Consider the following 12033-nt stretch of genomic DNA (forward strand, 5'->3'; position numbering starts at 1 on the left):
AGTTCAGTGCGCTCAAAAATTAGTTTTTCCTTGAAAATAATTTAAAAGTTCAGCTTGACTTATTACCACTAGACTTTATTTATTACCTAATTGAGATTAGAACAAATTTAGTCGATAAAAGTGGAACTAAGTGCCGATTATTAAAGAAAATAATGTCTAATATGTGAATGCCTGCTTTTATTTGGCGTAAGCACTTTGATTCGCTATACTAGAATGGATGAGGAGGCAAAAGCGATGAACTGGCAAGAACTAATCAATGAAGAAAAACAAAAACCTTATTTTCAGGAACTGACAACCTTTGTAGACCAAGCTTACCAAACAGAAACCGTTTATCCTGCAAAAGATGAGATTTACCGGGCTCTCGAGCTCACCCCTTATGAAGATGTCAAAGTGGTTTTGCTTGGTCAAGACCCGTATCACGGCGAAGCGCAGGCACATGGTTTGAGCTTTTCAGTAGCAACGAGCGAAGCCAAATTCCCGCCATCTCTTCGAAATATATTCAAAGAACTGGAAAGCGACCTCGGCATTAAGCGCACGAAACGCGATTTAACGGACTGGGCAGAGCAAGGCGTTTTGTTACTTAATACCGTTTTAACCGTTGATGGCGTCAAAAAAGCTGGGTCGCACCGCAAGAAAGGGTGGGAAATCTTTACCGACCAAATCATTCGGAGCTTGAACGACCGAGAAAAACCTGTCATTTTTGTACTTTGGGGAAATGACGCGAAAAAAAAGGCTGCGCTTATAACGAACCCGCAGCATAAAATCCTGACGGGCGTTCACCCGAGCCCGCTTTCGGCGAATCGCGGCTTTTTTGGCAGCAAACCGTTTAGTCAGATCAACGACTTATTGGAAGAGCTAGGGGAAAAGAAAATAAATTGGTGAAGCAAGAAACGAGGCGTTTGGTTAAGCTGCTTGAGGCGGTTTAGTCGAACGCCTCGTTTCTAGTTTACGAACGAATGTTCTTGTGATAAGCTTGTAGAAAACGGAACGAGTGGTTGATGTGACAGAAGTGCGAATTTCGGTGCGGCATTTGGTGGAGTTTGTGAAGAAATCAGGCAGCATTGACAGCCGGATGAGCGAGCCAGACCGGGCAGTTTTAGGAACGAAAATCCATAAAAAACTTCAAAAAGAAGCGGGAGAAGGCTATGAAAGCGAGGTCCCGCTTGCCTTTGAATGCGAAGAAAAGGGAATCCAATTTTGCATCCACGGCCGCGCTGACGGGATCGTGGACGGGGAACTGATCGATGAAATTAAAACAACTCATGTGGCGACGGTGGATTTTGAAGGCGAGGGAGCCGAGGTTCACTGGGCGCAGGCGATTTTGTATGGTTATTTTTATGCGATGCAAGAAGGAAAGGAAAGCATTCGTATACAGCTCACCTATTTTCATCTCGAAGAAGAGGCGATTTCGCGATTCGAACGCACGATGACGCTTGCTGAAATGGCACAATTTTTCAAGGAAATCATCGAGGAGTTTGCTGAATTTGCCAAGTTGATGCACGACTTTCGAGCGGTGCGAAAAGAAACGATCCAACATATCGAGTTTCCATATCCAGCTTACCGCAAAGGGCAGCGTGAACTTTCGATTGCGGTTTACAGAACGATCGCCACGGAAGAAAAGCTGTTTTGCGAAGCACCAACTGGGATTGGCAAGACGATTTCAACGCTTTTTCCGGCCATCAAAGCCATCGGAGAAGATAAGACGGAGAAGATTTTTTATTTAACGGCCAAAACGGCGACACGCCAAGTGGCTGAAGATGCAGTTCAAGAATTGCGGCGCCAAAAATTGCGACTCAAAAGCACGACGATCACGGCGAAAGACAAAATTTGCTTTTTGACCGAGCGGCGCTGCAATCCAGATGACTGTGAGTTTGCCCGCGGTTATTTTGACCGGATTAATTTAGCGCTGTTTGACTTATTGAAACATGAAGATTTACTTTCAAGAGAAGTCATTGAAACTTACGCGCGAAAGCACACCGTTTGTCCGTTTGAATTGTCGCTTGATGCCGCGCTTTTTTCAGATTTGATTATTTGCGATTACAATTATGTCTTTGATCCAACCGTTTATTTGCGGCGCTTTTTTGCAGATACGAAAGGACGTTACACATTTTTGATCGATGAAGCGCATAACCTCGTTGACCGGGCGAAAGAAATGTACTCAGCGGCGCTATCTAAGCGGCAAGTTTTGGATGTGTTGCGGCAAGTCCCCAAAGAAGACCACAAACTTCACCGCGCGATTGACCAGTTGAACAAGCAAATGCTGCAAATCGGCAAAGAAGTCACGCCAGAGACAGGCGAATTGGTACAAAAAGAAGCGCTAAAAGCGTTCAATGAAAAAGTGCATGCATTTAATGAAATCGCGCAAGAATGGCTCGGGAAGCATACCCCAACTGATACGCATCAAGCAGTATTGGAATTGTTTTTTGAAGCGCGGTCTTACGGCAAGATCGCAGAATTTTATGATGAACACTATCAAACCTTGGTGGAAGCGAAAAAAGATACCCACATCAAACAGCTTTGCTTGGATCCATCGCAGTTACTCGCAGAACGGATGGCGCTTGGAACTGGAAGCATTTTGTTTTCGGCTACTTTTTCCCCGCTCGCTTACTATACGAAATTGCTTGGCGGCGAAGCGGATACAAGCCGCTTGAGCTTCCCTTCACCATTTCGAATGGAACACTTGCAAGTTTTAACACTATCCTATATTGATACCCGCTTTAAAGGGCGCGCGTCCAGCTATGATTCCATTGCAGAAGCGCTTTTTGAGATGGTCGAAGCAAAGCGCGGCAATTATTTGTTTTTCTTCCCATCTTATGCCTATATGGAAGAAGTTTATCGCCGTTTTTCGGATGCCCATCCAGATCTTGAAACGCGGATTCAAGAGGCCAGCATGCCAGAAGAAGCACGAACGGAATTTGTGGATGCGTTTCAGGAAGGGCATGCAGTAGTGGGATTTGCCATTTTAGGCGGCGTTTTTTCGGAAGGTGTCGATTTAAAAGGCGCGTGGCTGATCGGAACCGCGATTGTGAGTGTCGGTTTGGCGCAGCCAAACCGAGCGCTTGATCTTGTGAAGGATTATTTTGATGAACGCGAGGCGGCGTCAGGGTTTCGTTATGCTTATCAGATTCCTGGCATGAATAAGGTGCTTCAAGCGGCAGGGCGAGTGATCCGCGGCGAACAAGACCGCGGCATCGTGCTTTTAATTGATCAGCGTTTTAATGAGCCGCGCTACGTAAGCGAATTCCCGAGGCACTGGCAAAACTGGAAATCCGTTTCTAGCCCAAAGGTTTTGAAGCAGGAACTTGCGCGCTTTTGGAACTTCGCGTACACTTTAGAGGACGATTTTTCTGGAGAGGAGCAGGCGGATAGCGATGATTAAACTGGTAGCAATTGATATTGACGGCACGCTTTTGAACGATCAGCATGAAATTACGGAGGACGTGAAGCAAGCAATCGCGGAGGCGAAAAACCGTGGCATAAGGCCGGTGCTTTGTACGGGACGACCGCTTGACGGGATCCATCAAAGTCTTGCGGCGCTTGATTTATTCGAGGATGGCGACGTGGCGGTCACGATGAACGGGGCGATGACGCTTGAAACGAAAACGAGGCGAGTTGTGGCGGATCAGGCACTTAATAAAGCCGATTTAGAAGTGATTTTCGATTTTTGCGATGCACATTCGGCTCATGTGACGTACTTTGATGCGGAAAAAATGTACGTACCGCATCGCGAAATTTCGATATTGACGGCGCGCGATTCACTGCTTTTGAATATGCCGCTTTACTCGCAGCTCGTAAGTGAAGCAAGCGATGCGATTCGAATTCCAAAAGTAATGCTGCTTGATGAGCCAGAGAAAATTGAAGAAGTGATGGCGGCGCTAACGGATGAGCTCAAAGAACGCTACTACATTGTCCGAAGTGTGCCTTATAATTTAGAGTTTTTGCATAAACACGTAAGTAAAGGAGCCGCATTACAAGCCCTTAGTGAAAAACTAGGGATTTTGCCTAGCGAAGTGATGTGCCTAGGCGATGCTGAAAACGATGTGTCGATGTTCGAATTTGCGGGCCTACCGGTTGCGATGGGGAATGCAACCGAAAAAATAAAAGGCTTGGCGCGCTACATCACGAAAACCAATAACGAAGACGGTGTCGCCTACGCGCTTCGAACTTGGGGAGTTTGATGTTTTTTGCTAAGAAAGATGTTTTGCTCTCTAAGGGTAAGGGAAGACTAGAATAACAAGAATGATTAATCAAAATAAAAGAACAGAAACTGCTAAATGAATCCACCTATAAAATGGAGACTAGAGCAATTCTGTTCTTTTTTGTATTTTTGTGTGTAGCGGAGGCACAAGCGCATAAATCAGTCTACAGATAAATTATTTCCGGGTGTCTTCGTATAAGCGACCAATCAACCTGATGAGTTCATTCATTTCCTCTTGAGTTAGGCTAGAGCGGTTCAAAAGGATATTAGGAAGATCATAAGATTCTTCTCGTTTAGATTTCCCTAAGTCTGTGATAGTGATTCTAACAACACGCTCGTCTTCCGTGCTCCGCAAGCGTTCTACTAAACCATGTTGTTCCATTCTTTTTAAAAGAGGAGTTAATGTATTGCTGGATAAGTCTAATTTTTCTCCTAATTCTTTCAGTGGAAGGGTTTCTAAATCATACAAAGTTACAAGAATTAAATACTGAGGATAAGTTAAACCGTTTTTCTCTAAAGCTGGATGATAAAGACGCTGAATGGCACGTGACGTGGCATAAAGCGAGAAACAAAGGTGGTCGCTTAAAGGCGGTAACTTCTTTTTAGATTGCATAGTGTATTACTCCATTTCTAGCATTTTTTTATAGTGTAGAACAAAAAAAACAATCACACAAGTTTTAATCCTTGACGATTTAATCGTGTGCGATTAAAATAAAAATATAAAATTAAAGGAGTGGTTAGTTATGACAAAAAGAATTTCATTAGAAAAAGAAGCAATCGAATTTAGTGAGGCAAATGCACCTCATCCACGTATTTATGAATTAGATCCAAAAGATGGCAGAGCATTGCTTGAACAAGTGCAAGAGTCTCCAGTAAACAAATATAACGTGGATATTGAAGATCAGCTAATGGATACTGGGGAATATGGATCAATTAATGTTCGTTTTATCCGTCCTGTTGGAAATTATGCGGTACTACCAGTGATCTTTTATATACACGGTGCTGGCTGGGTGTTTGGTAGTGCTAAAACGCATGATAAGCTAGTTCGAGAATTAGCAGTAAGAACAAATTCCGTTGTAGTTTTCCCAGAATATAGCTTATCTCCAGAAGCAAAATATCCAACAGCAATTGAACAAAATTATGCGATTCTACAACAATTAGCTTCGGTTGCAGAATCCAAGAAAATGGATATCGAACGGCTAACAGTTTCGGGCGATTCTGTAGGGGGCAATATGGCCACAGTCATGACCATTATGACTAAACAACGTAAAGGGTTACCTATTAAACAACAAGTGCTTTACTACCCTGTTACAGATGCCAACTTTGATACGGAATCGTATAATGAATTTGCGGAAAACTATTTCTTAACCAAAGAAGGCATGCAGTGGTTCTGGAATCAATATACAACAGATGAAAATGAGCGCGCAGAAATCACAGCTTCTCCGCTAAGAGCATCCATCGATGAACTAAAAGACCTACCAGCTGCAATGATTTTAAATGGAGAAGCAGATGTTTTACGTGATGAAGGAGAAGCTTATGCACGTAAATTACGAGACGCAGGGGTAGAAGTGACTCAAACTAGATTCCAAGGAATGATTCATGATTTTGTGATGGTCAATTCGCTAGACCAAACAAAAGCTGCACGGGCGGCAATGACTTTATCGACTGAATGGATAAATAGAAGAAATAACTTGTAATTGATTACTGATTGATTTAAGAATAAATATTCTTGTAGTAAAAACGCTTATCTTTAGAAAATAGAGATAAGCGTTTTTTAGTATTGGAAGGATTTGCAGTGTTTATCAATACCTTAAAGTTTGTGAGATTAAAGCGTTTAGTGTGGAGAAAAAAGTGGATTGTGATCTAGAAATTCATGATTTAATCCTAAAATATAGGGAAGTATAAATAGTGATTCATGAACATAATTGAAATAAACTGGGAGGAGAATAGTAATGAAAATTACACAACTGTCTATTGAAACTTTAGAACGGGCGCAAGAACGCTTTTTGGATACGCTTCAGCAAATGAATGTAGAGGAAGCGAATACGATGCCTAAACCACTTATTAAATCGGTCACTTGGTTGATTTGGCACACTGCGCGGGAGCTTGATTATCAAGTTTCTGATCTTGCGAATAAGGAACCGTTATGGCTAAGTGCAGGATGGTCAGCTAAATTTGCGCTGGATTTGCCTGATGATACAGAAGTCTGGCGACACACCCCAGAAGAGGCTGCCAAAGTAGTGGTATCAGATAAAAACTTGCTGATTGATTATTTAGCGGCAAGTGTACAATTTGTTAAGGAATACTTGGAAAATGTAGAGGAAGCTTCGCTTGAAGAAGTCATTGATGAGAATTGGACACCTGCTGTGACACGTCAAGTTCGCTTAGTCTCGGCGATTGATGATGCGGTCATGCACTCTGGCCAAGCGGTTTACACGAGACGATTAGTGATTGGAAAATAAGAAATATTAATAGGAAAAGCTCAACCGCCACGCGCGGTTGAGCTTTTTAAATTTGATTTTTCAAAAATTCCTTTAATGAATGATAAGCGGGGATATCAACATCTATATTGACTCGAATTATTTCTTGCGCCATCTTTGGCTTAATACCAGACAGAACTAGTTCGATGCCAGATAACTTGGTTACGCTACTTAGATGGAAAAGCATTTCGGCAAGTGCGGTATCAAAAGTAGTACTTGCTGAAAGATCTAAGCAAAGACTATCGATTGAAAGGTCATTACAGCGCTTGATCGCACTTTCCATCAAATGTTGTGCTCGTTCTCGGTCGACTCGGCCTACGACAGGTAAAATAGCGATGCTATCAGTGATGGCGATAACAGGTGCGCTGATTTCATCAATGAATGAACGCTGACTTTCGATGTACTCAACAATTTGCGTATAATACATCGTTGTGAAGTCGCCAATGATTTTATCGAAAGCATGGTTAGACAGGCGAATGGTTTCCGCAAAATCTTCTTTCGTAATTTCCGCATGTTGAATGGCAAGGTCAGCAATGGCATTTAAAACTTGCTGCCTCAATTTGTCAAGTGTCATGATGACTTCCGGCAACGGGACATTGTTTTTTATACGTCGCTGATACATGTGTTCTAGCCAGTTGTTTAGTGAAGTTTTGACTTTTTCTTGGTCATCTGCGAAAAAGTCGGTAACGAGGCCAACCGTTTGCTTGCTATCTGCTTTTAATTCTGCTTTATAAAGTGGCTCATAGACTGGGCTAGTGTATGGAGTTTTCATCGAATAGATGGAGTCTAGCCATTTTTCAATAATATCATCCATGTGTTCCACTAGATGTTGACTAATATGTTTTTGCATTTCTTTCATTTTACGCCCCGCCTTTCTTGTTCCATTCTCGGGTTTCTACTGTGCTCCCCACTATTTTATGCTGAAATGAAGCAACTGTCTATGTTTTAATTCTAAAAAAGACAAGAAAACAACAATTTTGTTTTTTTGTTAAAAATACCGACGAGATTTATAAGACGTGTTATAATAGGAAAGAATGAATCGGAAAGGAAGTTTTTTGTGGAACTACAAGCTGAATTAGAGGAACTGCAACCTGTTGTTATGAATCTGTTCAAACGCAGTAAGCGCGAAAATCGCTTATCACATGGTTATCTTTTTCATGGCCCAAATGGCGTTGGAAAAAAACGTTTGGCACTTTGGCTTGCGCAAAGTTTATTTTGTTTAGAGCAAACGGATGAAGTTCAAGTTTGTTCACATTGTGTAAACTGCACGCGAATCGCAAATGACAACCATCCCGACGTTCACTGGCTTGAACCGGACGGGGCGAGCATCAAGATCGATCAAGTTCGCGAAATCCGCTCGGAACTCATGAAGCAAGGCATGGAATCCAATCAAAAAGTTTTGATTATAGATGAAGCAGATAAAATGACCGTTCAATCGGCCAATAGCCTGCTTAAATTTATAGAAGAGCCGGAAGCTGGGACGCTCTTACTTTTTTTAACCACGAACCCAGCGAAGATTTTGCCAACAATTGCTTCAAGACTTCAACCAGTTGCTTTTCGAGAGCTCCCTTTCGAACAACTCGTGAAGAAGCTCGAACAAGTTGGAATAAGCCAGCAGAAAGCTCGGATTTTTGCAAGCTTGACGGGAAGTGTTCAGGAAGCTGAACGATTAAATGAAGATGAATTTTTTCAAGAAGCGCGAAATGCGTCTGTGAAGTTATATGAAGGTTTGCACCACGGTGGGGTAGAGCCACTGATTTTTATACAAGAAACGTGGATGCCACTTTTTAAAGATAAGGCAGCTCTCGCCGTAGGCCTTGATTTGCTGTTACTGCTATATCGGGATGTCTTTCATTTGATGCTTGGAGAAAATTATGAGCCGATTTCAGCAGGGCAAGCCGAACTTTTAAGACGTGATGCACTTCGGTTTTCACTTCAAGCGATTACGCAAGATATGGAAACGGTTTTAGAAGCTAAGAGAAAACTGGATTCCAATATGAATCAACAGCTATTGATGGAAGAGTTGGTATTAAAGTTGCAAGGGGGTCATTTATTTGCTTAAAGTCGTAGGCGTCCGTTTTAAGGATGCTGGTAAAATATATTATTTTTCACCTGGCGATCTAGATATTAAACAAGATCAAGGGGTGATCGTTGAAAACGCACAGGGAATCGAGTTTGGAAGAGCGGTTATCGAACCACGTATGGTAGACGAGGAAGATGTCGTGTTGCCACTTAAAAATGTCATTCGAATCGCGACGAAGGAGGATTATCAATCAGTCAAGGAAAACCAATCCTCTTGCGAAAAAGCGTTTTTGCTTTGCGATGAAAAGATTCATGAACATGAAATTGAAATGAATTTGGTGGATGTTGATTATACGTTTGATCGCAATAAAATCATTTTTTATTTCACAGCAGAAGGCCGTGTTGATTTTCGTGAGCTCGTTAAAGATCTCGCCTCCGTTTTTCGGACGCGGATCGAACTCAGACAAATTGGGGTACGTGACGAAGCCAAGTTGCTTGGCGGGATCGGACCTTGCGGGCGGATGCTTTGTTGCTCAACGTTTCTTGGTGATTTTGAACCTGTTTCGATTAAGATGGCGAAAGATCAAAACTTGTCGCTTAATCCAACGAAAATTTCTGGACTTTGTGGGCGGCTTATGTGCTGCTTGAAATATGAAAATGATGAATATGAAGCAGCGAAACGTGAAATGCCAGATGTTGGCACAAAAGTGATGACACCAGACGGAGAAGAAGGAAAAGTAACGGGAATCAATTTGCTGAAGCGTATTTTACAAGTGAAGCTTCCTGAAGAAGAACTTGCGCTTGAATACGAATTAGATGAATTGCGTCCATATAATGAATTTCTAGCTGAAAAGGTGAAGTCTTGAGGTGAAGAAAGTGGATAAAAAAGCACTATTTGATTCAGTAAGCAATATGGAAGAACAAATCGGAGAACTTTACCAACAGCTTGGCGAACTGAAAACCAATTTAGGCAGCATGCTTGAAGAAAACAGTCGCTTACAAATTGAAAATGATTATTTAAGACGTCGCTTAGGTGAAGAAAGTGTTGCTGGAACGGAAAGCGAGAGCGAGGGTGTCATGGCGGAAGAACGCAAGGAAGCCATGCAGCAAATGATTGAGCGCGGCGAAGGGCACGATAATTTGGTTAAGCTCTATCAAGAAGGTTTTCACATCTGCAATATTCACTTTGGCAGTCCGCGGACAAATGATGAAGATTGTTTGTTTTGCTTATCTTTGTTAAATAAAAAATAAACAGAACGCCTCTCTCAAGTTTTGCTCAAGGAGAGAGGCGCTTTTTTAAAGGTGAGAGAAAGATGTTAAAGGGTGACGAAAGACTGGATTATTTACTGGCGGAAAACATGCGGATCATTCAAAGTCCGACGGTGTTTTCGTTTTCGCTAGATGCTGTTTTGCTGGCGCATTTTACTTATTTACCAGTCCACAAAGGAAGTATCGTGGATCTTTGCAGCGGAAATGGCATCATCCCGCTTCTTTTAAGCAAACATACAGAAGCCCCGATTACAGCGGTTGAGATCCAACCGCGACTTGCAGATATGGCGCGGCGGAGTGTGGCTTACAATAAATTAGAAGATCAAATCACGGTGCTTGAAGCCGATATTCGAAATACGGCACCGGCGCTTCAAAAAGAGAAGCATTCGCTAGTGACTTGTAATCCACCTTATTTTGCGAGTCTTGAGACGAATAAATTTAATGAGAATGAGCATTTTCGGATTGCGCGCCACGAAGTGATGTGCACGCTTGAAGATGCCGTTCGGGTCAGTTCAGAGCTTCTCAAGCAAGGTGGGAAGGCAAGCTTTGTTCACAGACCGGAGCGCTTGCTTGAACTAACGCAGCTGATGCAGCAGTACCGGCTAGAACCCAAGCGCATTCAATTTGTTCACCCGCTAAAAGCGCGCGATGCTAATATGATGCTTGTTGAAGGGACGAAAGATGCGAAGCCCGGCGTTCGCTACTTGCCGCCGATTGTGGTCCATCAAGAAAATGGCGAGTATACAGCAGAAGTGAAGGAGATTTTATATGGCAAAGTCGAATGAGCATTTTTTCTACGTGTTAAAATGCGCGGATGGGACTTTTTATGGAGGCTATACGACAGATGTAACGCGGCGTGAAGAGGAACACAATGCTGGCATTCGTTGCAAATATACGAAGACGCGCCGCCCGGTTCATGTGATTCATTTTGAGAAGTTTGAAACGCGGAGTGAAGCGATGAAGGCGGAAGCGGCTTTTAAAAATTTGTCACGCAAAGCGAAAGAAAATTATCTGAAAGGAAAGGCGGAGTGAAGATGCAAAGTCAAAAGAGTTTCCAAAATCAAGATGCAGGGACGCTTTATTTGGTGCCGACTCCGATTGGCAACCTAGAAGATATGACGTTTCGCGCTGTCAGAATGCTCAAGGAAGTGGATTTGATCGCGGCGGAAGATACGCGAAATACGATCAAGTTACTCAATCACTTTGAAATTCACACGAAGATGGTAAGCTACCACCAGTATAGCGAGCGTGAACGCGAAAATGAACTCGTCGAACAACTGCAAAACGGAGAAACGATTGCGCTTGTGAGCGATGCCGGCATGCCAGCTATTTCGGACCCCGGTTACGAACTCGTCGCAAAAGCCTTGCAAGAAGGGGTACCCGTTGTGGCGTTGCCAGGGGCAAATGCGGCTCTTACAGCCCTAATCGCATCAGGACAGCTTCCCCAACCGTTTTATTTCCATGGGTTTTTACCTCGCAGTTCTAAGGAACGTGACGCGGCTCTTGCAAAGCTTGGAAAGCGTAAGGAAACTTGGGTTTTGTATGAATCGCCGCACCGACTGAAGGAAACGCTCAAGGCGATTTTGAAGGCAGTAGGTCCAGAACGCGGGATTACGCTTTGCCGCGAGCTTACGAAGGTTTATGAGGAGTATTTGCGCGGGACGGTGGAAGAAGCACTGGCGTGGAGCAAGGAAGAGAATGTTCGCGGCGAGTTTTGTCTTGTTGTTGCGGGAAGCGATGTGGAAGAAGTCGATGAAGAAGCGGCTTGGTGGCAAGAACTTTCTGCCCGGGAACATGTGGAAGAGTTGATTGCGCGTGAGGACATCAGTTCGAAAGAGGCGATTAAGCAAGTGGCTAAGGAACGTAATCTGCCAAAACGTGAAGTTTACGCGGCTTATCATGAAATTGAATAAAAAACAAAAGCTGGTCAAATAAGGATCAGCTTTTGTTGTGGGAATTGGTACAAGGTATCGAAAAAATACATACAAAGACTTGGATAGATGTCAATAAAGTAGACACAAAAAGAGTAAATACTTAAAAATTTTCAAAATAAAGAGCCTCCTT

13 protein-coding genes are annotated in these 12033 nt (G+C 43.0%); 11 read left to right on the forward strand and 2 right to left on the reverse strand.

The features are described 5' to 3' along the window. The first annotated feature begins 234 nt into the window (after window positions 1–234). From HCK02_RS11870 to yidA, 3 genes are all read left to right on the forward strand, one after another. Window positions 235–882: a uracil-DNA glycosylase gene (locus tag HCK02_RS11870; RefSeq protein WP_167630324.1), complete on the forward strand. Its 648-nt coding sequence runs from the start codon at window positions 235–237 to the stop codon at window positions 880–882. Between the two features lie 118 nt (window positions 883–1000). Then, a complete protein-coding gene (locus tag HCK02_RS11875) occupies window positions 1001–3379 on the forward strand; it encodes a helicase C-terminal domain-containing protein (protein WP_167630325.1) in 2379 nt (792 codons plus the stop codon). Next, a complete protein-coding gene (gene yidA / locus HCK02_RS11880; protein ID WP_167630326.1) occupies window positions 3372–4178 on the forward strand; it encodes a sugar-phosphatase in 807 nt (268 codons plus the stop codon). Before HCK02_RS11875 ends, yidA begins: the two co-directional genes overlap by 8 nt. A 195-nt stretch (window positions 4179–4373) precedes the next feature. On the opposite strand, the gene HCK02_RS11885 is transcribed toward yidA, so the two are convergent. Then, window positions 4374–4811 carry a MarR family winged helix-turn-helix transcriptional regulator gene (locus HCK02_RS11885; protein ID WP_167630327.1) on the reverse strand — a complete coding sequence of 146 codons (438 nt, stop codon included), beginning with the start codon at window positions 4809–4811 and terminating at the stop codon, window positions 4374–4376. A 130-nt stretch (window positions 4812–4941) separates the two neighbouring features. Between HCK02_RS11885 and HCK02_RS11890 the strand changes: the two genes are divergently transcribed. Together HCK02_RS11890 and HCK02_RS11895 are read left to right on the forward strand one after the other, a co-directional pair. Next, on the forward strand, window positions 4942–5895 hold the full coding sequence (locus HCK02_RS11890) for an alpha/beta hydrolase (RefSeq protein ID WP_167630328.1): 954 nt from the start codon (window positions 4942–4944) through the stop codon (window positions 5893–5895). A gap of 255 nt (window positions 5896–6150) precedes the next feature. Beyond that, window positions 6151–6660, forward strand: coding sequence for a DinB family protein (locus HCK02_RS11895; RefSeq protein ID WP_167630329.1), 510 nt, complete (start codon window positions 6151–6153; stop codon window positions 6658–6660). 46 nt (window positions 6661–6706) lie between these two features. Here the strand turns inward: HCK02_RS11895 and HCK02_RS11900 are convergent, their stop codons facing one another. Further along, window positions 6707–7537, reverse strand: coding sequence for an STAS domain-containing protein (locus HCK02_RS11900; RefSeq protein ID WP_167630330.1), 831 nt, complete (start codon window positions 7535–7537; stop codon window positions 6707–6709). Between the two features lie 198 nt (window positions 7538–7735). Between HCK02_RS11900 and holB the strand changes: the two genes are divergently transcribed. The 6 genes from holB to rsmI all read left to right on the forward strand — a co-directional run bounded on the left by holB (window position 7736) and on the right by rsmI (window position 11882). Continuing rightward, on the forward strand, window positions 7736–8740 hold the full coding sequence (holB, locus tag HCK02_RS11905; RefSeq protein WP_167630331.1) for a DNA polymerase III subunit delta': 1005 nt from the start codon (window positions 7736–7738) through the stop codon (window positions 8738–8740). Next, window positions 8733–9566: a PSP1 domain-containing protein gene (locus tag HCK02_RS11910; RefSeq protein WP_167630332.1), complete on the forward strand. Its 834-nt coding sequence runs from the start codon at window positions 8733–8735 to the stop codon at window positions 9564–9566. Before holB ends, HCK02_RS11910 begins: the two co-directional genes overlap by 8 nt. 10 nt (window positions 9567–9576) lie before the next feature. Further along, complete coding sequence (gene yabA, locus HCK02_RS11915; RefSeq protein ID WP_167630336.1) at window positions 9577–9951, forward strand: DNA replication initiation control protein YabA; 375 nt, start codon at window positions 9577–9579, stop codon at window positions 9949–9951. A 62-nt stretch (window positions 9952–10013) separates the two neighbouring features. Beyond that, a complete protein-coding gene (locus tag HCK02_RS11920; RefSeq protein ID WP_167630333.1) occupies window positions 10014–10754 on the forward strand; it encodes a tRNA1(Val) (adenine(37)-N6)-methyltransferase in 741 nt (246 codons plus the stop codon). Continuing rightward, window positions 10738–11001 carry a GIY-YIG nuclease family protein gene (locus HCK02_RS11925; protein WP_167630334.1) on the forward strand — a complete coding sequence of 88 codons (264 nt, stop codon included), beginning with the start codon at window positions 10738–10740 and terminating at the stop codon, window positions 10999–11001. Before HCK02_RS11920 ends, HCK02_RS11925 begins: the two co-directional genes overlap by 17 nt. Window positions 11002–11003: 2 nt before the next feature. Beyond that, window positions 11004–11882, forward strand: coding sequence for a 16S rRNA (cytidine(1402)-2'-O)-methyltransferase (rsmI, locus tag HCK02_RS11930; RefSeq protein ID WP_167630335.1), 879 nt, complete (start codon window positions 11004–11006; stop codon window positions 11880–11882). Window positions 11883–12033 lie beyond the last annotated feature (151 nt).

The sequence above is a fragment of the Listeria valentina genome (assembly GCF_011800755.1).
In the GTDB taxonomy this organism is placed as follows: domain Bacteria; phylum Bacillota; class Bacilli; order Lactobacillales; family Listeriaceae; genus Listeria; species Listeria valentina.